At 68.4% G+C, this 21,770-nt stretch carries 19 protein-coding genes; 11 read left to right on the forward strand and 8 right to left on the reverse strand.

Translation table 11 applies throughout. The features are described from left to right. Window positions 1–83: 83 nt before the first annotated feature. From aroF to HUA75_RS35025, 8 genes are all read left to right on the forward strand, one after another. Entirely contained in the window at window positions 84–989 is a 906-nt protein-coding gene (gene aroF, locus HUA75_RS34990; RefSeq protein WP_371746261.1) for a 3-deoxy-7-phosphoheptulonate synthase, read from the forward strand. Next, a complete protein-coding gene (gene ubiE / locus HUA75_RS34995; protein ID WP_141646435.1) occupies window positions 986–1,675 on the forward strand; it encodes a bifunctional demethylmenaquinone methyltransferase/2-methoxy-6-polyprenyl-1,4-benzoquinol methylase UbiE in 690 nt (229 codons plus the stop codon). The genes aroF and ubiE overlap by 4 nt, the downstream gene beginning before the upstream one ends. Window positions 1,676–1,712: 37 nt before the next feature. Further along, window positions 1,713–2,258: a shikimate kinase gene (locus HUA75_RS35000; protein ID WP_371746262.1), complete on the forward strand. Its 546-nt coding sequence runs from the start codon at window positions 1,713–1,715 to the stop codon at window positions 2,256–2,258. Beyond that, window positions 2,255–3,526 carry a shikimate dehydrogenase gene (locus HUA75_RS35005; protein WP_174488840.1) on the forward strand — a complete coding sequence of 424 codons (1,272 nt, stop codon included), beginning with the start codon at window positions 2,255–2,257 and terminating at the stop codon, window positions 3,524–3,526. Before HUA75_RS35000 ends, HUA75_RS35005 begins: the two co-directional genes overlap by 4 nt. Then, window positions 3,523–4,542, forward strand: a complete 1,020-nt coding sequence (gene aroC, locus HUA75_RS35010) for a chorismate synthase (RefSeq protein ID WP_141646432.1) — start codon at window positions 3,523–3,525, stop codon at window positions 4,540–4,542. Before HUA75_RS35005 ends, aroC begins: the two co-directional genes overlap by 4 nt. Continuing rightward, on the forward strand, window positions 4,539–5,609 hold the full coding sequence (locus tag HUA75_RS35015) for a 3-dehydroquinate synthase family protein (protein ID WP_174488841.1): 1,071 nt from the start codon (window positions 4,539–4,541) through the stop codon (window positions 5,607–5,609). Before aroC ends, HUA75_RS35015 begins: the two co-directional genes overlap by 4 nt. Before the next feature lie 2 nt (window positions 5,610–5,611). Continuing rightward, window positions 5,612–6,895 (forward strand): 3-phosphoshikimate 1-carboxyvinyltransferase, encoded by a 1,284-nt coding sequence (locus tag HUA75_RS35020; protein ID WP_174488842.1) that lies wholly within the window; start codon window positions 5,612–5,614, stop codon window positions 6,893–6,895. Between the two features lie 77 nt (window positions 6,896–6,972). Then, window positions 6,973–8,274: a citrate synthase gene (locus HUA75_RS35025; protein ID WP_174455329.1), complete on the forward strand. Its 1,302-nt coding sequence runs from the start codon at window positions 6,973–6,975 to the stop codon at window positions 8,272–8,274. Between the two features lie 128 nt (window positions 8,275–8,402). Here the strand turns inward: HUA75_RS35025 and HUA75_RS35030 are convergent, their stop codons facing one another. Then, the gene (locus HUA75_RS35030) at window positions 8,403–10,202 is read right to left on the reverse strand and encodes a long-chain fatty acid--CoA ligase (protein ID WP_254627911.1); all 1,800 of its coding nucleotides are present in this window, start codon (window positions 10,200–10,202) and stop codon (window positions 8,403–8,405) included. Window positions 10,203–10,301: 99 nt separating this feature from the next. Between HUA75_RS35030 and HUA75_RS35035 the strand changes: the two genes are divergently transcribed. The 3 genes from HUA75_RS35035 to pyk all read left to right on the forward strand — a co-directional run bounded on the left by HUA75_RS35035 (window position 10,302) and on the right by pyk (window position 13,178). Beyond that, window positions 10,302–10,676, forward strand: coding sequence for a hypothetical protein (locus tag HUA75_RS35035; RefSeq protein WP_181791072.1), 375 nt, complete (start codon window positions 10,302–10,304; stop codon window positions 10,674–10,676). Between the two features lie 177 nt (window positions 10,677–10,853). Then, window positions 10,854–11,561, forward strand: a complete 708-nt coding sequence (locus HUA75_RS35040) for a bifunctional nuclease family protein (RefSeq protein WP_141646440.1) — start codon at window positions 10,854–10,856, stop codon at window positions 11,559–11,561. Window positions 11,562–11,777: 216 nt separating this feature from the next. Next, window positions 11,778–13,178, forward strand: coding sequence for a pyruvate kinase (pyk, locus tag HUA75_RS35045; protein ID WP_174488844.1), 1,401 nt, complete (start codon window positions 11,778–11,780; stop codon window positions 13,176–13,178). Between the two features lie 19 nt (window positions 13,179–13,197). On the opposite strand, the gene HUA75_RS35050 is transcribed toward pyk, so the two are convergent. From HUA75_RS35050 to lepA, 7 genes are all read right to left on the reverse strand, one after another. After that, window positions 13,198–13,863, reverse strand: a complete 666-nt coding sequence (locus tag HUA75_RS35050; RefSeq protein WP_141646429.1) for a hypothetical protein — start codon at window positions 13,861–13,863, stop codon at window positions 13,198–13,200. Between the two features lie 15 nt (window positions 13,864–13,878). After that, a complete protein-coding gene (gene carA, locus HUA75_RS35055) occupies window positions 13,879–15,003 on the reverse strand; it encodes a glutamine-hydrolyzing carbamoyl-phosphate synthase small subunit (protein ID WP_141646428.1) in 1,125 nt (374 codons plus the stop codon). After that, on the reverse strand, window positions 15,003–16,307 hold the full coding sequence (locus HUA75_RS35060) for a dihydroorotase (protein ID WP_174488845.1): 1,305 nt from the start codon (window positions 16,305–16,307) through the stop codon (window positions 15,003–15,005). Before HUA75_RS35060 ends, carA begins: the two co-directional genes overlap by 1 nt. Then, window positions 16,304–17,197, reverse strand: coding sequence for an aspartate carbamoyltransferase catalytic subunit (locus tag HUA75_RS35065; RefSeq protein ID WP_141646426.1), 894 nt, complete (start codon window positions 17,195–17,197; stop codon window positions 16,304–16,306). The genes HUA75_RS35060 and HUA75_RS35065 overlap by 4 nt, the downstream gene beginning before the upstream one ends. Before the next feature lie 85 nt (window positions 17,198–17,282). Then, window positions 17,283–18,527, reverse strand: coding sequence for a signal peptidase I (gene lepB, locus HUA75_RS35070; RefSeq protein WP_254627912.1), 1,245 nt, complete (start codon window positions 18,525–18,527; stop codon window positions 17,283–17,285). Window positions 18,528–18,578: 51 nt separating this feature from the next. Next, window positions 18,579–19,829 (reverse strand): signal peptidase I, encoded by a 1,251-nt coding sequence (gene lepB, locus HUA75_RS35075; protein ID WP_174488846.1) that lies wholly within the window; start codon window positions 19,827–19,829, stop codon window positions 18,579–18,581. Window positions 19,830–19,831: 2 nt separating this feature from the next. Then, window positions 19,832–21,643 carry a translation elongation factor 4 gene (gene lepA, locus HUA75_RS35080; protein WP_141646424.1) on the reverse strand — a complete coding sequence of 604 codons (1,812 nt, stop codon included), beginning with the start codon at window positions 21,641–21,643 and terminating at the stop codon, window positions 19,832–19,834. Window positions 21,644–21,770 lie beyond the last annotated feature (127 nt).

The following is a 21,770-nucleotide window of genomic DNA, read 5'->3' on the forward strand; positions in this document are numbered from 1 at the left end:
CCTTCGGTTGTCTTCTAAGCCATCTCGGCTATACATGCACCAAGGAGTTCAAAACCTCTTGAACTCGGTGGATGGGAGGGCTCGTGGGAGGCAAGCAGCCAGACGAATCCGTGCCGGCGAACGCCGGGAAGGACACGGGTGCGCGGCGCGTGCTCCGAGCGTTCCGACCCGAGGGGACGCGGGTGCGTGCGGGCAGCGTGGAGGTAGGCGGCCCGGGGTTCGTCGTCATGGCTGGCCCTTGCGCCGTGGAGGGTGTGGAGCAGGTCGACCGGACCGCCGCCGCCGTGGCTCAGGCGGGCGCCCATGTCCTCCGAGGTGGCGTGTTCAAGCCTCGCACCAGTCCCTACGCGTTTCAGGGAATGGGGGAGCCGGGGCTGCAACTGCTGGCCGACACCGGGCGCCGCCACGGGCTGCCCATCATCAGTGAAGTAATGGAGACCGCGCAGATTCCCTTCATGGCGGAGTCCGCGGACATCCTCCAGGTGGGCGCGCGAAACATGCAGAACTTCTCCCTGCTGCGCGCGCTGGGCAAGATACGCCGCCCGGTGCTGCTGAAGCGGGGGCTGTCCGCCACCGTTCAAGAGTGGCTGCTGGCGGCCGAGTACATCCTCGAGGGCGGTAACGAGCAGGTCCTCCTGTGCGAGCGGGGCATCCGGACGTTCGAGACGGAGATGCGCAACACGCTGGACCTGGCCGCCGTCGCCTGGGCCAAGCAGCGCACGCACCTGCCCGTTATCGTCGACCCCTCGCATGCGACGGGACAGGTGGAGCTCATCCTCCCCATGTCCCTGGCGGCGGCGGCGGCGGGGGCGGATGGGTTGTTGATTGAAGTCCATGCGAAGCCGGAGCAGGCGCTGTGCGATGGGGCACAGGCCCTGACGCCGGAGCGCTTTCAAACGTTGATGCAGCGGCTGCCAGCCGTGCTAGACGCGGTGGGCCGACACCTTTGGCGGCCGGAGATTCCGGCCCAGGTCGTGAGGGCGCGATGAGTACCGAAGTCCGTCAGATGTTCTCCTCCATCGCCACGCGGTACGACGTGACGAACGAGGTCCTGTCGTTCGGCATCCACCGCCTGTGGCGTCGGACGGCCGTGCGTCTCAGCCGGGCCAAGGAAGGCGACAGCGTCCTCGACTGCGCCTCCGGCACCGGTGACCTGGCGCTGGTCTTCAAGCGGAAGGTGGGGAGCAACGGCCGCGTCGTCGGCACGGACTTCTGCCCGGAGATGCTGGAGAGCGCCCCCGCGAAGGCGGCCAAGGCGGGCCTCCAGGTGGACTTCCAGGTCGCCGACGCGATGGCGCTGCCCTTCGCGGACAACAGCTTCGACGTGGCCTCCATCGCCTTCGGCATCCGCAACGTGGATGACCCGGTGAAGTGCCTCAGCGAGATGGGGCGCGTGGTGAAGCCGGGCGGACGCGTCGTGGTGCTGGAGTTCGGTCAGCCCAACGGCGTCTTCGGAGCGCTCTTCCGCTTCTATAGCAAGACGGTGATGCCGGCCATTGGCGGCCTGCTCACCGGCAACCGCGCGGCCTATGAGTACCTGCCCCGCACTTCGGCGGCCTTCCCCGCCGGAGACCGTTTCCTGTCGCTGATGGACCAGTCCGGCGCATATGCGGAGCGAAGCGCGCATCCGCTGATGTTCGGAACGGCGAACGTGTATGTCGGCATCGTCCGCTGAAGGCCAGAGAAGACTCGTCGAGCATGTCCTCAACTCAGTGGATCCCCGGCTCGCGCCGACGCTGAGAGAAGCCGTCGCGCGTCCGGGGCCCACGCCTCGCCCGGCCGCGGGACAGACGGTGGTGCTGTGTGGCCATCGCAGCGCGGGCAAATCCACGTTGTTGCCCCGAGTCGGCGGACTGCTCGCGCGGCGGGGCCTGGACCTGGACACCCACCTGGAGCAGACCCACGGCCGCCCGCTGCGCAAGTGGGTCGCGGAGGCGCCCACGGAGTTCCGCGCCGCCGAGCGCCGCGCGCTCCTGGAGCTTCCCTCCGGAACCCTCGTGGCGGTGGGCGGCGGTTTCCTCTCGCACCACCCGGACGCGCTGGAGGGGATGTTCACCCTGCTCATCCCGGTGACGTTCGAGACCTACCGGGAGCGACTGCTCCACGACCGGACCCGACCCCGGCTGCGTCCGGGCCTCTCCCTGGAGGAGGAACTCTCCTCCGTCTTCCAAGAGCGCGAGGCCCTCCACGCCCGCGTTCCCACCATCGCCCTGGTGGACTTCCTCCGGGGCTGCCTCCATCTTGAGGAGTCCCCGTGACGCCCGCACGGCGTGTCGTGACGCTGCCTCCCACCCTGCTCGGCACTGACGCCGTCCACTTCGCCCGGGAGTGCCAGCGTCGCGGCGCCGACGTGCTGGAGATTCGCACGGACCTGCATGCCCCTGAGGCCGTGGACCCAGCCGCGCTCGCGGCCGTCCTCCCCCTGCTCGTGTCCGAGCGTGGCAAGCCGCTGCCGTCCGCATGGGTCACCGCCGCGTGGCGCGTGGACCGGGACTTGATGGATGCCACCGGGCACCAGGGCTCGCTCGATGCTCCCTCCGGCAAGCTGCTCGCGTCGCACCATGCGGACCGACAGCTCACCACCGACGAAGCCTTGCGGTTGTGGGAACGCGACGTGCCCGCTGACGCGCTGGTGAAACACGTGGAGCCGATGACTCATCCAGACCATGTCGGCACCCTGCTGGAGACGCAAAGCAGGCTGGCGGACCGGTTCGGAGTGACGCGTGTCACGGTGCTCGGCATGGGCGCGGTGGCGCTGCCCGCGCGCGCCGTGCTCGCCCGGAACAACATGCTCGACTACGTGGCCGCTGGCGGCTCCTGGGCCGCTGCGCCGGGACAGCGACTCCTCGACGACGTGGTTCGGGAGTGGCGCGGCGCGGACCGCACCACACTGCCGGCCCCGCTGCGGCTGGGCATCTTCGGGATGTCCATCGCCCACTCGCGCTCGCCTCGCATCCACCGGCAGCCGTTTGATCGCATCGACATTCCCGCGGACGGCCCCGTCGAGGCCCTCTTGGACTCGCTCCTGCCCCACTACGCGGGCTTCGCCGTCACCAGCCCGTTCAAGATGCCACTGGCGCGGCACACGGGCTCGTCACTGGACGCCATCAACACCCTGGTCCGTCGAGGCGCCCGGTGGGAGTCCTTCAACACGGACACCGAGGGCGCCCGGAAGGTGCTGGAGCGCCTGGGCTCGACGGAGGTCTTCGTCCTCGGTGACGGAGGCGCCACGTCCGCGCTGCGCACCGTGGCGACCGAGCGCGGTGAAGCCCTGCGCATCCTTCGTCGGGCGGACATCCAGGCACCCCTCACCGGCGCAGGCGTCTGGACCTGGCCGGTCCATGTGGAGCCGCCGGATTCCCTGCGATTCGAGCGAGCACGCGTCGCGGTGATCGCATACGGTGCGCCCGGCCGACGCATCGCGGCGGAGATTACGCGGCGCGGCGGCACCCCGGTCCTGCTGGGTGCGGCGTGGTTCGTCGCGCAGGCCCGGCGGCAGCGACAGCTTTGGGAGACCGCGACATGAACACCTTCGGAGTCCTCTTCCGTTTGACGACCTTTGGTGAGAGCCACGGCCCCGCGCTCGGCGCGGTGGTGGATGGCTGCCCCGCGGGCGTGCCCCTCACGCAAGAGCGCCTCCAGGCCGCGTTGGACAGGCGCCGCCCGGGCCAGTCCGCCCTCGTCACGCCTCGCAACGAGCCAGACCGGGTGGAGATCCTCTCCGGCGTCTTCGAGGACAAGACGCTCGGCACGCCCATCGCCGCCATGGTGCGCAACACGAACCAGCGTTCGGGCGACTACGAGCAGCTCAAGCAGGTGGACCGGCCCGGCCACGCGGACGCCGTGTGGCGCGAGCGCTACAAGCACCGGGACCACCGCGGCGGCGGTCGCACCAGCGGACGCGAGACGCTCTGCCGTGTCATCGGCGGAACCATCGCTGAGGCCTATCTGGAGCGGGACATGCCCACCGTGCGCACCGTCGCGTACGTGTCCCAGGTCGGTGACCTCATCGCCTCCGTGCCCGCGCCGGGCCTCACGCGCGCCATGGTGGATGCGCACCCCACGCGCTGCCCCGACGAGGCGGTCCGCGAGGAGATGTCCCGCCGCATCCTCTCCGCGAAGGAGGCCGGCGACAGTCTCGGTGGCTCCATCGACATCCGCGTGGAGGGGCTGCCCGTGGGACTGGGCGAGCCCATCTTCGGGAAGATCAAGGCGCTCATCGCCCAGGCGCTGGGCAGCGTGGGCGCCATCACGGGTGTCGTCTGGGGTCCGCCGGATCTGCTCCAGCGCATTGGCCAGCCGGGCACCCAGTTCCATTCCGTCAAGGACGTCTACGGCGGCATCCAGGGAGGCCTCACCAACGGTGAGCCGCTCCAGGTCCGCGCTTTCTTCAAACCCCCAGCGACGCTGGCGGACCACGCGAAGGGTGGCCGTCACGATCCGTGCATCATGCCCCGCGCCGTTCCGGTGCTGGAGTCCATGGTGTCACTGGTCATCGCAGACCTCGTCCAACAGATGAACGCACGCCCCAACACCCTATGAGCCCCTACCCTCCCGGCGCCTACCGTCCTCCCAACGACCGCTGGGGTCCGTTTTCGAGACTCGCCAAACGCCTTCCTGAAGGCAGCCTCGCGGTGGTGGATCGCACCGTCGCCCGGCTCCACCCGGGACTCATCCCCGCGCTGGAGGCGCAGAACCCTCGCGCCATCGTCCAGCTCGTGGGCGGAGAGAGCGCGAAGAGCTTCAAGGCCCTGGAGAAGGTGCTCGCCGCGGGGCTGTCCCTGCCGCGCTCCGGCACGCTGCTCGCCGTGGGCGGAGGAACCGTGGGCGATGTGTCCACCGTCGCCGCGCACCTGCTCAAGCGCGGTGTGAGGCTGGTGCAGGTGCCCACCACACTGCTCGCCGCCGTCGACAGCAGCCTGGGCGGCAAGGGCGCGGTGGACCTCACCGTGAAGGGCCGCGTGGTGAAGAACCCCGCCGGCGTCTTCCACTACGCCGAGGAGTCGTGGCTCTGCCCGGAGCTGTTCGCCACGCTGTTGCCGACACAGGTGCGCGAGGGCTCGCTCGAGGCGTGGAAGATGGTCATCAGCCTGGATGCGGCCCTCTTCCGCCGCTACCTGCGCAAGCCTCCCGCGCTCGAGAAGCTGGTGAAGGACGCGCGCGGCCTCAAGGAGAGCGTCTGCGAGCAGGACCCGTACGAACACAAGGGCCTGCGCCGGGTGCTCAACTTCGGCCACACCTTCGGCCATGTGCTGGAGAGCGTGTCCCACTTCAAGCTGTCCCACGGTGACGCCGTGGGCCTGGGCATCCTCCTGGCCCTGGACGTCGGTCGCCACCTGGGCGTCACCCCGGAGCCCGTGGCCGCCGAGGTCGAGCGCGCCCTCATCGACGGCCCGGGTGTCCTCGACCGTGAGCGAGTCGCCGGCCTCTTGCGGCGCCCATCGCTGAAGGACATCGCCACGCTGCTCGACGCCGACAAGAAGGCCGGGGCCCGGGGCGAGCTGCGCATGGTGCTCCTGACGGCCATCGGCGCCACCGAGGTCCGCGACGTGGCCGCCTCCACGTGGCGCGAGCTGTGGCCGGCGTGGACGAAGGCGGTGCGCCCGTGAGCATGAGCACCCGTCGCATCCTGTTGGACCCGAGCCACCTCGTGGCCTCGCCGCTCACCCCGCCCGTCTCCAAGTCGGACGCGCAGCGCGCCCTGGTGCTGGGTCACCTCACCGGCGCCTGGCCCCTGCCCTCCGTCCAGGCCGAGTCGGACGAGGACCTCCCGGCCGACGTGCGAGTGCTGCGCCGGGGCGTGGAAGCCCTGCGGCTGCCCGCCGGGCCCGTGCGCGACGTGGACTGCGCGGACGGGGGCGCCCCCTTCCGCATCCTGGCCACCCAGGTCGCGGTGACGCCGGGTGCTCGCGTGCGCCTCACCGGCACGCCTCGCCTGGGTGAGCGTCCCCACGGTCCCCTCTTCACCTCGCTGAAGGACGCACTCGGTCCCGCGGGGCTCACGCTCACCGAGGGCCAGCCCTGGCCCGTGGAACTGTCCGCGCCAACGGACACCTCGAAGGTGTCGCCCGTCTTCCGGGTGCCCGGCGACCAGAGCAGCCAGTACGCGTCCAGCCTGCTCCTGGGCTGCGCCGCGCTGTTCCTGCGAGAGCGCCGGGCGTGGAGCGTCGAAATCGAAGGCACGCTGACGAGCGCCGGCTACCTGGATCTCACCCTCACGTGGCTGGAGCGCTTCGGCTTCGAGGTCCAGAAGTCCGACTCCCAATACACCGTCTCTGGCTACACGCCCCCTCCGAGCGTCCCTTCGCTCCCCGGGGACTGGTCCTCGCTGGGCTACCTGCTGCTCATCGCCTGGAAGGCGGGGGGCACGGTGGAACGAGCCGACGCGGCCAGCGCCCACCCGGACCAGGCCATCCTCCGCCTCATCGAGCAGGTGGGCCTGGGGACGACGCCGACAGGTCCGGCGCACACGTCGAAGGTGACGGGCCGCCCGGCGGGAGGCTTGCGGGCTTCGGGTAAGGAGTGTCCGGACCTGCTGCCAACCCTGGCGGCGCTCGCCTGTGTGCTCCCCGCGCCTTCCACGCTGACGGACGTCGGAATTCTCCGATTGAAAGAAAGCGACCGGCTGGAAGGTATCCGAGACCTGGTCAGCGCCTACGGAGGGACGACGGAGCTCCAGGGGGAAATCCTCCACCTGACGCCTCCCGCGGCCCCTCCTGCCCGGTTCACCATGGACAGCCGGGGTGACCACCGCCTGGCGATGACGGCCGCGACGCTCAGCGTGCTGTCCGGAGCGACCCTCGTCCTGACCGGCCCCGAGTGTGTCGAGAAGAGTTTTCCGGGCTTCTGGCGGCAGCTGTCCCGCTCGGGAGCACGTATTTCCGAGCAGCCGTAGGAACCATCAGTGTCTCCCCATCCGACTTATCGTTCTTTTTTGTTGAAAGCGATCTGCGCCCTGTGAAATCTCCGCCCATGCCCAAGGACACGCTGACGATCACCGACAATCGGACCGGCAAGACGTACGAGGTCCCGGTCGAGAACGGCTGTATTCGCACCAACGCCCTCCGACAGATCAAGGTCGGGGACGACGACTTCGGCCTCATGGGCTACGATCCGGCGTTCCTCAACACCGCGAACTGTAAGAGCGCCATCACCTTCATCGATGGTGACAAAGGCATCCTGGAGTACCGCGGTTACCCCATCGAGCAGCTGGCCGAGAAGTCCAGCTACCTGGAGGTCGCCTACCTCCTGCTGAACGGAGAGCTGCCGACCCCGAAGGAGCTGGAGCAGTTCGTCCATCTCGTCACGCACCACACGTTCGTGCACGAGAACGTGAAGTCCTTCATGGATGGGTTCCGCTACGACGCGCATCCCATGTCCATGCTGGGCTCCACCGTGGCGGCGCTGTCCAGCTTCTACCCGGACGCGAAGAACACCAAGGATGAGCTGAGCCGTCGCATCCAGATCACCCGGCTCATCGCCAAGATGCCCACGCTCGCCGCGTTCTCCTACCGGCACACGATGGGCCTGCCCTACATCTACCCGGACAATGACCTGTCCTACGTCGCCAACTTCCTGGCGATGGTGAAGCGCATCGGCACCACGACCTACAAGGTCCACCCGGTGCTGGAGCGCGCGCTGGACGTGCTCTTCATCCTCCACGCGGACCACGAGCAGAACTGCTCGACGACGTCCGTGCGCACGGTGGGCTCGTCGGAAGTGGACCCGTACTCGGCCGTCACGGCGGGCATCGGCGCCCTCTACGGTCCGCTGCACGGCGGCGCCAACGAGGCGGTGCTGCGCATGCTCCGCGAGATTGGCCACGTCTCCAAGGTCCCCGACTTCATCAAGTCGGTGAAGAGCGGCGAGGGCGAGAAGAAGCTGATGGGCTTCGGCCACCGCGTCTACAAGTCCTACGATCCGCGCGCCAAGGTCATCAAGCGCGTGGCGGACGAGGTCTTCGAGGTGACGGGCAAGAACCCGCTGCTGGAGCTCGCCGTGGAGCTGGAGCGCATCGCGCTGCAGGACGAGTACTTCGTCAAGCGCAAGCTCTACCCCAACGTCGACTTCTACTCCGGCCTCATCTACGAGGCGATGGGCTTCCAGGCCGAGATGTTCCCCGTCCTCTTCGCCATTCCCCGCACGGTGGGCTGGTGCGCGCAGTGGGAGGAGATGGTCCTGGACTCCGAGCAGAAGATCGCGCGTCCCCGTCAGATCTACACGGGCCAGAAGCGCCGCGACTACGTCGCCATGGACAAGCGCGCCGTGAAGTAGGAGGCCTGTCCTCACACCCCTGGGCATGAAGTGAGATGGGGCGAGGGACCGCGAGGTTCCCCGCCCCTTTCTCTTTGCGGGCCCACCTGGCGACCCCAGCGCCTCGGGGTCGCCCGCACCGCCCCGCTTCAGCCCGTCTGGGCCGCGGTGGACTCGGCGTACATCGATTCGATGAGCCCGGCGTGCTTCTGCTCCACGGCCTTGCGGCGGACCTTCAGGGTGGGCGTCAGGTCGCCCGCGTCCACGGTGAAGTCCTGCTCCAGGATGACGAAGCGCTTGATCGACTCGAAGCGGGACAGCTTCGGGTTGATGTCGCGGTCCAACCCCTCCTGGATGAGCTGGCGCAGACGCGCGTCCTGGGAGAGCGTCTTGAGGTCCTCGGGCCAGCCCTTCTGTTGGGCCAGGGCGCGGCACTTCTCCGCATCCAGCGCCAGCAGGGCCACCAGGTAGTTGCGCCGCTCGCCCACCACCACCGCGTGGCCCACGCCGGGAAGGGACTTGATGAGCTCCTCGATGTTGCCGGGCGCCGTCTTCTTCCCGCCGGAGGTGACGATGATCTCCTTCTTGCGGCCGGTGATGTGGAGGTAGCCCTCGCCGTCGAGCTGGCCCACGTCACCGGTGTGCAGCCACCCGCCCTCCAGCAGCTCCGCGGTGGCCTCCGGGTTCTTGTAGTAGCCCATGCACACGTTGCCGCCCTTGACGAGGATCTCCCCGTCCTCGGCGATGCGGACCTCCACGCCAATCAGCGGGCGCCCCACGGTGCCCAGGTGGGCCGCCTCGCGCGTATTCACGGTGCCCGGGCCCGCCACCTCCGTCATCCCCCACACCTCGTGGATGAACATGTCGATGGAGGCGAAGAACTCCAGCACGTCCCGGCCGATGGGGGCCGCCGCCGTGGCGAAGAAGTCCACCCGCTCCATGCCGATGCGCGTCTTGAGCGGCTCGAACACCAGCCGCTGGGCCAGCCGGTACTGGGCCTCCAGGAGCACCGGGATGCGCTCGTGGCGCTGGGCGCGGGCATGCAGCTCCGAGGCGACGCCCCGGGCCCAGGAGACGATGCGGCGCTTCATGGGGGGCTGGCCGCGCAACCCCTCCTCCGCCTTGGCCTTGAACTTCTCCCACACGCGCGGCACGCCGAAGAAGAACGTGGGCCTCACGTCCTTCAGGTTCGCCGGCATCGCCTCCACCGAGTCCGCGAAGTACACCTGGATGCCCAGTATCAGCGGGCAGTGCAGGGAGATGACCTGCTCGGCGATGTGGGACAACGGCAGATAGGAGATGATGACCGAGTCCTGCTGGTGCTTGAAGTCCACGGCGGTGATGAGCTGCCGGGACGTCCAGGACAGGTTGTAGTGGCTGAGCATGACCCCCTTGGGGTGGCCCGTCGTTCCGGAGGTGTAGATGAGGGTGCCCAGCGCCTCCGGCTTCAGCGCGTTGACGCTGTCCCAGTAGGGCTTGTCGTCCACCCCCGTGCCCTTCTCCAGGACGTCCGCGTAGCGCAGGACACCCTCCGGCAGCGGCGTGGACGGCGCGTCCAGGATGATGAGGTGGCGCAGCTTGGGCAGGCGCTCTCGCAGGGCGAGGCCGGTGCGCAGGTGCTTCTCGTTCTCCACGACGAGGACGGTGGCCTCACAGTGGCCCAGGATGTACTCGAGCTGCTCCACCGCGCTGGTGGTGTACAGACCTACCGGGACGCCTCCCAGCGCCATGGCGGCCAGGTCCGCGACGTGCCACTCCTCGCGGTTGAAGCTGATGATGCCCAGCGGCTGGCCCTCCCCGTACCCGAGCGTCCTCAGGCCGAGGGCGAAGCGTTTGACCCGCTGGGCATATTCGAACCAGGAGGTGGGAACATAGCCGTGTCCCCGGCGGGTCCAGAGGGCCGGCCGATGCTCCTGCTGCGCGGCCCGGTCATGGAGGGCATGCACCATCGTCTTCGGGAGGTCCATCCGACGAAGGTTAGCGGATGTAGGGGCGTCCCGACCACGCCCCCGGTTCGCGGACGTTGACAGCTGGTTGGATGGCTTTGTATGCCGCGCCCGACCATGAGCATCGACTTCACCTGCCAGAAGTGCGAGGCAAGCTTCGAGCTTGACGTTCAAGACCTCATCGAGGGGACGGAGAAGATCATCTGTCCTCACTGCGACGCGAAAGCGCCCGCGAATCTCTCGGAGGACTTCGTCGCCGCGCTCTCGGAGATGCGCGCGCAGATCGCCGTGCTCGACAAGAAGTTCGCCGTCTCCATGACGTTGGAGTCGGAGGACGTCGCGGACACGATCGACGAAGAGGACGAAGAGGAGGATGAGGAATCCGACGACGAGGACGACGACCTCGACGAGGATGAAGACGAGGACGTCGAGGACGACGAGGACTACGACGACGAGGATGAGGACGAGCGTCCCTGACGTCCGCTCCCTTGCCCTCCGGGCGGCCGTTTCCCGCCGTCCAGGGCAACCGGGCTGAATCGCTACCCTCCCGACAGGGTGGCGGGTGCGTAGTTTCAGGGTGTGAGAACACCCAACCGCGCCACTTTCTTCTTCGCCCCCCTGTCGGCGCTGTTGTTGGCGCTCGGGGGGGTGCTGATGCTCCCCGCCTTCAGTGCTCCCGGGGCCATCGCGGCCACACTCCCGGGCGACTCCGGGCAACCGTGCATCACCGAGCACGGAGGCGACCCCAAGGCCTGCAACGAGCTGGTCGAACTGGAGGTGCAGGACGTCGTCCCGCTGGTGGAGGCCCAGACGCACGCCGTCGTGCTCACCACCAAGGACCGCCAGGTCGTCCTCCCCGTCTTCGTGGATGAGGCCTCCGCCGTCTCCATCGCCTTCCGACTGGCGGAGCGCGAGCCGCCCCAGCCGCTCGCCCAGGACCTCCTGGACGACGTCGTCGACCAGCTCGGCGCCAAGGTGACGGAGGTCCGCATCGACGACCTGCGCGACAACGTCTATTCGGGCCGCGTGTTCCTGGAGCAGGGTGCGAAGAAGATGACGCTGGAGGCCCGCCCGTCGGACTCCATCGCCATGGCCCTCACCAGCCACGCCCGCATCCGCGTCACGCGCAAGGTGCTGACGCTGGCCGGCATCAGCCGCGAGGAGATTGAATCCCTCCAGAAGGGCGGGCCCGGCGTGGGTGGCAGTGGCCCTGGCGGACAGATGGAAGAGCCCGCCCCGATGCCGCCTCCTGGGATGCCCGCGCCCGGCAATCCGCCCATCGACATGGACGCGGAGGCCCTTCCGCCTGGCCACCCGCCGCTCGGCGCGCCGCAGGGCACCGGCAAGAAGATAGACCTCTAGGCTTCGAGCCGGGGGCGAGCAGAGCCATCGACAGGTGCGAGAAAGCCCGGCCCCCCCTCCCAGGGAAGCCGGGCTTTCTCTCTCGAACATCGAGTGCCTGCAAGACGCTGGCGTGGGTCCAACCCGGGGGTCGGCACCGCGCCTGGGGCAAAGAGTTAGTCTCCCGGGCGCGAGACTGTCAAGCCACGCACCCCGCCGCCTAGGATGCGCGCACATATGCGCAAGGCGAAGATCATCTGCACCCTGGGGCCCGCATCGAGCTCCCTGGAGGTCATCGAAGGCCTCATCCGCGCGGGGATGAACGTGGCGCGGTTGAACTTCTCGCACGGTACGCACGACGAGCACCGCCAGCGGGTGGCCCTCATCCGGAAGGCGGCCAAGCGGCTGAAGCTGCCGGTGGCCATCCTCCAGGACATCCAGGGCCCCAAGATTCGCCTCGGAAAGTTCGAGGGTGGACAGCTCACGGTGAAGCCGGGCGAGCGCGTGACGGTGACGACGCGCGCGGTGCTGGGCCAGGGCTCCATCATCCCCACCCCCATCAAGTCGCTGACGAAGGACGTGGCGCCCGGAGAGGCCATCCTCCTGGATGATGGCCGGGTGCGGCTGCGCGTGCGCAAGGTGGCCGGCCAGGACGTCCTCTGCGAGGTGGAGATCGGCGGCCTGCTCAAGGACCACAAGGGGCTGAACCTGCCGGGCTCGCCCATGTCCGTGCCCACGATTACGCCCAAGGACGAGGTGGACCTGGCGTTCGGCCAGGACGTGGGCGTGGACTACGTGGCGCTGTCCTTCGTGCGCACGGCGGACGACATCCACCGGGCCCGCAAGCACGTGGCGAAGAACAAGACGCCGCTCATCGCCAAGATTGAAAAGCCCCAGGCCGTGGACCAGCTCGAAGCCATCGCCCGGGCCGCGGACGGCATCATGGTGGCGCGTGGGGACCTGGGCGTGGAGATGCCCCTGGAGCAACTGCCCGCCATCCAGAAGCGGATGGTGCGCGTGGTGAACCAGATGGGCGGCCTGGTCATCGTCGCCACGGAGATGCTGGAGAGCATGGTGAGCAACCCGCGCCCCACGCGCGCGGAGGTGTCGGACGTCGCCAACGCCATCCTGGACGGCGCGGACGCGGTGATGCTGTCCGGCGAGACGGCCGCGGGGCGCTACCCCATCGACGCGGCGTCCACCATGGCCCGCATCGTCGAGGAGACGGAGCGCGGCGTGGTGCGACACCAGCACCACTCCCCCTTCGAGCGCTCGGAGGACCTGGGCACGGGCGTCGCGGCGGCGGCGGTGGCGGCGACAGGCCAGCTCAACATCCAGACGATTGTCGCGTACACGGAGAGCGGCCACACCGCGCGCCTCATCTCCGAGTTCCGGCCCCACGCGCGCATCATCGCCCTCACGCCGAACGAGGCCGCCGTCAACCGCATGGCGCTGTACTGGGGCGTGACGGGACTCCAAGTGCCCCGCGTGAGGTCCACGGACGCCATGCTGCGGCAGGTGCGCAAGCTGTGCCTGCGCGAAGGCATCTGCCAGGTGGGCGCGCCCGTCGTCGTGGTGGCGGGAGTGCCGCTCAACGTACCGGGCAACACCAATCTGATGAGCATCCACCGCGTGTGAGCGCGGTGGACGTCGTCACTCAGAGCACCTTCTGCTCGAAGTCGTAGATCTTCTCGACGGCGAGCTGACGGTAGCGCTCCATGTTGAGGGCGCGACGGGCGCACTCCCAGACCAGCTCGTTGGGCGTGCGCTCCGGCTCCTTCTTCTTGCGGCGCTTCACCTCGGCCTTGATGGACTTCACCGCGGCGCGCGGGTGGTAGCAGAAGGAAGAGGTGAATAGGAGGTGCCCACCGAAGGGGATGAGGCGGGCCTCGAGGATGTCGCCCGTCTCCAGCCCGGCGATGTTGCGCCGCTCCGTCACGTCGAAGTCCTTGCCCGAGTACATGTCGCGCAGGCGCACCAGGCCCTTGCCCAGCTTGCGGACCTCGAAGATGCCGTGGACCGTCTCCGTGAAGCTGCGGAAGGCGTTGGACTCCTCGGGCGAGGTGTTCGCCAGGCGCTGCTCGTAGAACTCCACGGCCGGCGTCTTGCCCGTTCCAGGCGAGACGCGGTCATAGAGGTAGTAGTCGAGGAACGACGCCATGCGCAGCTCGAAGAGCTTGTCGTCCTCGAAGACCTCGCCTGTCAGGCGGAAGTACTCCGCCTTGGCTTCGAGCAGGTCCGCCTTCCGCGACTCCACGCTGCCGAAGGCGATGAGCTGGTCCAGGTACGGCTGGTAGGAGAGCGGTGACAGCGGGGAGTCCATAGAAGGTCGGTCATCCTACCCCGCCATCAGCTTCGCGAAGCGACCGAAGAGATAGCGTGCGTCATGCGGGCCGGGAGAGGCCTCGGGGTGGTACTGCACGCTGAAGGCCCGCGCATCTGGGACGGCCAGGCCCTCCACCGTGCCGTCGTTGAGGTTGATGTGCGTGACGACCGCCTTGCCCTTGAGGCTGGCGTCGTCCACGGCGAAGCCGTGGTTCTGCGCGGTGATCTCCACCTTGCCCGTCGTCAGGTCCTTCACGGGCTGGTTGCCGCCACGGTGGCCGAACTTCATCTTGTACGTCCGGCCGCCCAGCGCCAGCGCCATGATCTGATGGCCCAGGCAGATGCCGAACACGGGCACCTTGCCCAGGAGCGCCGCCACGGTGCGGTCCGCGCCCTTCACCGCCGCCGGGTCTCCGGGGCCGTTGGCCAGGAAGACGCCGTGGGGCTTGCGGGCCAGCACTTCCTCCGCCGTGGTGTGCGCGGGCACCACCGTCACGCGGCAGCCCACGTCGACCAGGAAGTGGAGCATCGACTTCTTGAGGCCGTAGTCGTAGGCCACCACGTCGAAGCGCGGGTCGCCCTGGGGGTGGGCCTCGCCAATGCCGGTGAAGACGTCCGGCGAGGGCGCGGTGAACGTGTACGGCGTCTTCACCGACACGCCGCTGGCCAGGTCCAGGCCCTCCATCCCGTGCGCCGAGCGAGCGCGCTCCGACAGCGCGGCCGGAGACAGGCCCTCGCTGGAGATGACGCCCATCTGCGCGCCATGGGTGCGCAGGTGGCGCACCAGGCGGCGGGTGTCCAGCCCTTCGATTCCTGCGACGTTGTGGCGCTTGAGGTACGCATCCAGCGACTCGCGCGCGCGCCAGTTGGACGGCTGGCTCGCGAGGGCGCGCACCACCATGCCCACCGCGTGCGGCTTGCCGGCCTCTTCGTCCTCCGGCGTCACGCCGACGTTGCCCATCTCCGGGTACGTCATGGTGAGGATCTGCCCGACGTACGAGGGGTCCGTGAGGATCTCCTGGTAGCCGTACATGGACGTGTTGAAGACCACCTCACCCACCGTCTCGCCGACCGAGCCAAAGGCACGGCCCTCGAAGGTGGTGCCATCCGCCAGGGCGAGCACTGCCCGCTTCGTCATTACCGTGACTCCTTCACCTGGCCGTCGGAGAACACCTTCCGGCCAGAAACCCAGGTCTGCACCACGCGGCCCTTCTGCTTACGGCCATGGAAGGGCGTATTCCGGCTGCGGGAATAGAACCGGTGGGCATCCACCGTCCACTCCTCCGAGGGGTCCACCACGGTGATGTCCGCCGGGGCCCCGGGAGCCAGGTGACCGCCCGGCAGGCCGAACGCCTTCGCCGGGCCGTTCGTCAACAGCTCCACGGCCCGCTTCGCGCCCAACAGCCCGGAGTGCACCAGCTCCAGCGTCAGCCCCAGGGCCGTCTCCAGCCCGACGATGCCGTTGATGCCCTTCTCGAACTCCACCTGCTTGTCCAGCACGCCATGGGGCGCGTGGTCCGTGGCGATGGCGTCCACGGTGCCATCCACCAGCGCCTCGCGCAGCGCCTCCACGTCCCGGTCCGCGCGCAGGGGCGGCGCCATCTTCGCGTGGGTGTCGTAGTCCCCCACCGCCCGGTCATCCAGGATGACGTGGTGCGGGGTGGCCTCGGCCGTGACGAGCAGGCCCCGGCGCTTCGCCTCGCGGATGAGGCGCACGCTGCCCTCGCAGGACACGTGGGCGATGTGCAGGCGGCCCTTCGTCTCCTCGAGCAGCACCAGGTCTCGCGCCACCATGGCCACCTCCGCGGAGGCGGGGATGCCGCGCAGGCCCAGGCGCGTGGACGTGGTGCCCTCGTGCATGGCGCCACCGGCGGACAGCGTCAGGTCCTCCTCGTGCACCATCACGGGCACTCCGAAGAGCGTGGCGTACTGGAGCGCGCGGCGCATCAGCGCGGCGTTCATCACCGGGCGGCCGTCGTCGGTGATGGCGACACAGCCGGAGGACACAAGCTCGCCCGTCTCCGCCAGCTCCTCGCCCTTGAGGCCCTTGGTGATGGCGCCCGCGGGGTACACATGGCACAGGCCGGCGGCGCGAGCGCGCGACAGCACCAGCTCCGTGACGAGCCCGCTGTCGTTGACGACCTTGGTGTTGGGCATGGCGACGACGGCGGTGAAGCCTCCCGCCACGGCGGCGCGGCAGCCCGTGAGGACGGTCTCCTTGCCCTCCTCGCCCGGCTCGCGCAGGTGGACGTGCAGGTCGATGAAGCCCGGCAGCACCCAGCGTCCCGCGGCCTCCACCACCTCCGCGCCCGGGGGCACGGGGAGCGGCGCGTCGGAGACCTCCGCCACCTTGCCGTCACGCACCAGGACGTCGCGGACTCCATCGACGCCGTTGCGCGGGTCGATGACGCGCCCTCTCCGGAAAAGCACCATGGAGTTCATGACGCGCACACCTCGAGGATGGCCCGCCGCACGGCGACGCCGTTGGAAACCTGCTCCAGGATGACGCTGCGGGGCCCGTCCGCCACCGAGGGCGCCAGCTCCAGGCCTCGATTGATGGGGCCCGGGTGCATCACCAGCGCGCCCGCCTTCATCCGATCCTCTCGGGCCGGGGTGAGGCCGAACAGGCGCGAGTACTCCTTCGTCGAGGGCAGGAACGCCTCGCCCATGCGCTCCATCTGCAGGCGAAGGCACATCACCGCGTCCGCCTGAGGCAGCACCGCGTCCAGGTTGTGCGTCACCTCGGCGCCCAGCGACTCCAGCCCCGGGGGCACCAGCGTGGGCGGACCACAGAAGACCACTCGCGCGCCCAGGGCCTTCAGGCACCACAGGTTGGAGCGGGCCACGCGGCTGTGGAGGATGTCCCCGACGATGAGCACCGTGCGGCCGTCCAGGCTGCCCCAGTGCTGACGGAGGGTGAAGGCGTCCAGGAGGGCCTGGGAGGGGTGCTCGTGGGTGCCGTCCCCCGCGTTGATGACGGCGCAGCGGACGTGTTTGGCCACCAGGTGGGGCGCACCGGACGAGCGGTGGCGCATGACGATGGCCACAGGCCCCGTCGCCTCGATGTTGCGAGCGGTGTCCAGCAGCGTCTCGCCCTTCGAGGTGGACGACCCGGACGGGCTCCAGTTGAGGACGCCGGCGCCCAGGCCTCTGGCGGCCATGTGGAACGAGGTGCGCGTCCGGGTCGAGTCCTCGAAGAAGAGGTTGGCGACCACCTTGCCGCGCAGGGTGTGGGTGACGTCTGGACCACCAGGCAGGTGCGCGCGCGCCCTGTCGAGCACTGCTTCGAGCTCGTCCCGGCGCCAGCCTTCGATTCCAAGGAGGTGTCTCATGGCCGGGGGCGCCGCGTACCCCGGGCCGTGCGGCGCGTCAAGCACCGTCCGAGGCGTGGCGGGTCGCCTGCCCCCCGGGTGTGGGTCAGCGCACGGGCTCGAAGAAGCGGTCCAACCGGAGACCCGTGCCACCGAACAGGCCATGCAGCAGGCCGTGGTAGCCCAGCGACAGCCAGACCACCATCGCCTTGCCCTTGATGTGGCCGTAGGGCACGAACTCCGTCTTGCCGTAGCCGGTGATGCCCAGGCCGTGACGACTGTCGGAGCTGTTGTCGCGGTTGTCGCCCATGACGAAGACCTGACCCTCGGGCACCACGTAGGGCCCCTCGTGCCGGGGCGTCCGCGTGGGTGTCTGGAGCACGCTGTGTGTCACGCCGCCCAGGCTCTCCCGGAACAGTGACTCCCGCTGGTCAAACCACTCCCCGTTGTCCGTGAGGTTGTGGACGACAAACGCGCTGTCGACACTCTCGCGAGTCTGCGGCTGGCCGTTGATGTGGACCACGCCGTCGAACAGCTCCACCGTGTCGCCGGGCACACCCACCACGCGCTTGGTGAAGTCGGCGGACTCGTCGACGGGATTGTTGAAGACGATGACGTCACCGCGCGCCGGAGGCCGGACGATGACGAACGGCACCACGTTGGCGAACGGGACGCGCACCCCGTAGATGAACTTGTTGATGAAGACCTGATCGCCAATCTCCAGCGTGGGCAGCATGGAGCCGGAGGGAATCCGGTACGGCTCCACGAAACACGTCCGGAACACCACGGCGACGAGCAGCAGCTTCGCGAAGCCGCCCACGAAGTCCCTGGGCGACTCCTTGCGGAACGTGATCAGGTGCTTCTCCGCGAGGACCTCCAGGGCCCCCACGTCGCTACGCAGCGCCCCCACGTCCCCTCGCACCGACGCGGCCTCCACCTTCAGGGCCTGCTCGGCGATGCGCTCGGCTACTCCCGGAGCCAACTTCTCGCGCACGGGAGGTTTGGAGAGGGCCCGCTCGTTCTGTTCGAGCAGGTCGATGGCGGCGAGCCGCGCGTCGCGCCACTTCGACGACACACCGCGCCAGACGAGGAGGGCGAGCCAGTACGCCACCAGCAGCAGGCCCAGTCCCTTCATCACGGGCTGCGCCCAGCTCGCCGCCGCGGGCACGAACTCGATGATCAGCGTGTACGGGAGCATCAGCAGCGCCGCGATGCACACCGGCGCCCAAAGGCTGGTGAGTCGCTCCTGCCAGAGCAGCCGGTGCCAGGCCCTCGCCTGCTCAGGGGTGCGCTGGGCCGCCATCATCGAGGACAACGACGCAGGGGACGCGGGGACAGACATGGAGGTCATGGAAGATAGCCCCCCGTACGAACCACCCGGCAATCGATTTCCAGGAACTCCCTAGCGCACGGGCTCGAAGAAGCGGTCCAACCGGAGACCCGTGCCACCGAACAGGCCGTGCAGCAGGCCGTGGTAGCCCAGCGACAGCCAGACCACCATCGCCTTGCCCTTGATGTGGCCGTAGGGCACGAACTCCGTCTTGCCGGTGATGCCCAGGCCGTAACGGCTGTCGGAGCTGTTGTCGCGGTTGTCGCCCATGACGAAGACGTGCCCCTCGGGCACCACGTAGGGGCCTTCGTGCCGACGCATCCGCGTGGGCGTCTGGAGCACGCTGTGCGGCACGCCGCTCAGGTTCTCCCGGTACAGCGACTCCTGCTGGTCGTACCACTGACCGGCGTCCGTGATGTTGTGGACGATGTACTCGCTGTCGACACTCTCGCGGGTCTGCGGCTGGCCGTTGATGTGGACCACGCCGTCGAAGATCTCCACGGTGTCGCCGGGCACGCCCACCACGCGCTTGATGTAGTCGGTGGCCTCGTTGACGGGGTTGTTGAAGACGATGACGTCTCCGCGCCCCGGAGGCCGGACGATGACGAACGGCACGACGTTGGCGAACGGGACGCGCACCCCGTAGATGAACTTGTTGATGAAGACCTGATCGCCAATCTGGAGCGTGGGCAGCATGGAGCCGGAGGGAATCCGGTACGGCTCCACGATGAACGTCCGGAACACCAGGGCGACCAGCAACATCTTCACGAAGCCGCCCACGAAATCCATGGGGGACTCCTTGCGGAACGCTCCCAGGTGCTGGGACGTGAGCGCTTCCAGCGCCCTCACCTCGCGGGGCAGCTTCTCCGGATCTCCCTCGGCCGAGGCCGACTCCACCTTCAGCGCCTGCTCGGTGATCTCCTCCGTCAGCGCCGGGGACAGCTTCTCGCGCACCTGCGGCTTCTGGAGGATGCGCTCGTTCTCGGCGATGAGCTCATGCGCCTCGTGCCGCAGCCGGCGCAGCTGCTTCTCGCGGGGCGACACGTTGCGCCACACCAGCAGCGCGACGAAGTACGCCACCATCAGCAGCCCCAGCCCCTTCATCGCGGGCTGGGCCCAGGCGGCCGCCGTGGGCACGAATTCGATGAGCGTCGTGTACGGGAACAGCACCAGGGCGACGATGCACAGCGGAGCCCACAGGCTGGTGAGCATCTCCCGCCACAGCAACTTGCGGCGCGCGCGCACCTGTTCAGGGGTGCGCCGGGCCGCCATCGCGGTCGCCAGCTTCGCGGGAGGGTTGGCGGAAGGACTGGCAGCGTTCATGGCTACTGCTCCGACTTGAGGACCGCGAGGAAGGCCTCCTGCGGAATCTCCACCGTACCCACCTGCTTCATGCGCTTCTTGCCCTCCTTCTGCTTCTCGAGGAGCTTGCGCTTGCGGCTGATGTCACCACCGTAGCACTTGGCGAGCACGTTCTTGCGCATGGCGGAGATGGTCTCACGGGAGATGATCTTCGCGCCGATCGCCGCCTGGATGGCCACTTCGTACATCTGCTTCGGAATGACTTCCTTCAGCTTCGCGCAGACCTCGCGACCGCGCAGGTAGGCGCGCTCGCGGTGCACGATGACGCTCAGCGCGTCCACCGGCTCCCCATTGATGAGGATGTCCAGGCGCGCCAGATCCGCCTCCTGGTAGCCGGTCAGCTCGTAGTCCAGGCTGGCGTAGCCACGCGACACGCTCTTGAGCTTGTCGAAGAAGTCGAAGACCACCTCGGCCATCGGCATCTCGTACGTCACCTGCACGCGCTGCCCGCTGCTGCCCAGGTACTTCATGTCCTTCTGCACACCGCGGCGGTCCTGGCACAGCTTCAGGATGGCGCCCAGGTGGTCATTGGGGACGTGGATGTGACAGGTGAGGATGGGCTCCTCGAACTTCGCGATGTTCTGCACCGGCGGCAGCTTGGCGGGGTTGTCCACCAGTTGGACGTCACCCTTGCCGCTGGTGATTTGGTACACCACGCTGGGCGCGGTGGTGATGAGGTTCAGGTTGTACTCGCGCTCCAGGCGCTCCTGGACGATCTCCATGTGCAACAGGCCCAGGTAGCCGCAGCGGAAACCGAAGCCGAGCGCCGTGGACGACTCGGGCTCATACGTGAAGGCGGAGTCGTTGAGCTTCAGCTTCGCGAGCGCGTCACGCAGGTTCTCGTACTGGTCGGACTCGATCGGGAAGATGCCGGAGAACACCATCGGCTTCACTTCCTGGAAGCCCGGGAACGGCTCCTGCGTCGGACGGGCCTCCTCCGTGACGGTGTCGCCGACCTTCGCGTCCAGCAGCTCCTTGATGTTGGCGACCAGCACGCCCACTTCGCCGGCCATGAGCTGCGTCACGGGGCGGGAGAACGGGGTGAAGACACCCAGCTCCTGCACCTCGAAGACCTTGTTGTTGCTGAACAGCTTGATCTTCTGCTTGAGCTTGAGCGTGCCTTCCAGCACGCGCACCAGCGTCACCACACCCCGGTAGTTGTCGTACCAGGAGTCGAAGATGAGGGCCTTGAGCGGCGCGTCCGGCGAGCCCGTCGGCGGCGGCACGCGCGCGACCACCGCTTCCAGAATCTCGTGGATGCCGATGCCTTCCTTCGCGGAGGCGGGCACGGCCACGGAGGCGTCGATGCCGATGACGTCTTCAATCTCCGCGCGGGTGCGGTCGACGTCCGCGCTGGGCAGGTCGATCTTGTTGATGACCGGGATGATCTCCAGCTCGTGGTCCAACGCCATGTAGACGTTGGACAGCGTCTGCGCCTCCACGCCCTGCGACGCGTCCACCACCAGGAGCGCGCCCTCGCACGCGGCCAGGCTGCGGCTGACTTCGTACGCGAAGTCGACGTGCCCCGGCGTGTCGATGAGGTTGAGGACGTACTGCTTGCCGTCCTTCGCGGTGTAGTTCATCCGCACGGACTGGGCTTTGATCGTGATGCCCCGTTCGCGCTCGATGTCCATGTTGTCGAGGAACTGGGCCTGCGCCTCGCGCTTGCTCAGCGTCCCCGTCTTGTCGAGGAGGCGATCAGCCAGCGTCGACTTTCCATGGTCGATATGGGCGATGATGCAGAAGTTGCGGATGTGCGCGTTTTCAGCCGGCATGTTCGTGGCGCTCGTCGGAAGAAGCGGGCGTGCCTAACATCGAACCGCGCGAAAATCTACGCGCGAACGCCCGCCAGACGAGCAACCCGTCGGGGGCGCCCGATTGTTCCCCCAACCACCGTGCTCC

The organism is Myxococcus sp. CA040A (assembly GCF_013336725.1).
Taxonomy (GTDB): domain Bacteria; phylum Myxococcota; class Myxococcia; order Myxococcales; family Myxococcaceae; genus Myxococcus; species Myxococcus llanfairpwllgwyngyllgogerychwyrndrobwllllantysiliogogogochensis.

Excerpts from the sequence above, each read along its gene's own strand:
- ubiE (WP_141646435.1), top strand. The coding sequence starts at position 986 with ATGAGTACCGAAGTCCGTCAGATGTTCTCCTCCATCGCCACGCGGTAC.
- aroC (WP_141646432.1), top strand. The coding sequence starts at position 3,523 with ATGAACACCTTCGGAGTCCTCTTCCGTTTGACGACCTTTGGTGAGAGC.
- HUA75_RS35015 (WP_174488841.1), top strand. The coding sequence starts at position 4,539 with ATGAGCCCCTACCCTCCCGGCGCCTACCGTCCTCCCAACGACCGCTGG.
- HUA75_RS35020 (WP_174488842.1), top strand. The coding sequence starts at position 5,612 with ATGAGCACCCGTCGCATCCTGTTGGACCCGAGCCACCTCGTGGCCTCG.
- HUA75_RS35025 (WP_174455329.1), top strand. The coding sequence starts at position 6,973 with ATGCCCAAGGACACGCTGACGATCACCGACAATCGGACCGGCAAGACG.
- HUA75_RS35030 (WP_254627911.1), bottom strand. The coding sequence starts at position 10,202 with ATGGTGCATGCCCTCCATGACCGGGCCGCGCAGCAGGAGCATCGGCCG.
- HUA75_RS35035 (WP_181791072.1), top strand. The coding sequence starts at position 10,302 with ATGCCGCGCCCGACCATGAGCATCGACTTCACCTGCCAGAAGTGCGAG.
- HUA75_RS35040 (WP_141646440.1), top strand. The coding sequence starts at position 10,854 with ATGCTCCCCGCCTTCAGTGCTCCCGGGGCCATCGCGGCCACACTCCCG.
- pyk (WP_174488844.1), top strand. The coding sequence starts at position 11,778 with ATGCGCAAGGCGAAGATCATCTGCACCCTGGGGCCCGCATCGAGCTCC.
- HUA75_RS35050 (WP_141646429.1), bottom strand. The coding sequence starts at position 13,863 with ATGGACTCCCCGCTGTCACCGCTCTCCTACCAGCCGTACCTGGACCAG.
- carA (WP_141646428.1), bottom strand. The coding sequence starts at position 15,003 with ATGACGAAGCGGGCAGTGCTCGCCCTGGCGGATGGCACCACCTTCGAG.
- HUA75_RS35060 (WP_174488845.1), bottom strand. The coding sequence starts at position 16,307 with ATGAACTCCATGGTGCTTTTCCGGAGAGGGCGCGTCATCGACCCGCGC.
- HUA75_RS35065 (WP_141646426.1), bottom strand. The coding sequence starts at position 17,197 with ATGAGACACCTCCTTGGAATCGAAGGCTGGCGCCGGGACGAGCTCGAA.
- lepB (WP_254627912.1), bottom strand. The coding sequence starts at position 18,527 with ATGACCTCCATGTCTGTCCCCGCGTCCCCTGCGTCGTTGTCCTCGATG.
- lepB (WP_174488846.1), bottom strand. The coding sequence starts at position 19,829 with ATGAACGCTGCCAGTCCTTCCGCCAACCCTCCCGCGAAGCTGGCGACC.
- lepA (WP_141646424.1), bottom strand. The coding sequence starts at position 21,643 with ATGCCGGCTGAAAACGCGCACATCCGCAACTTCTGCATCATCGCCCAT.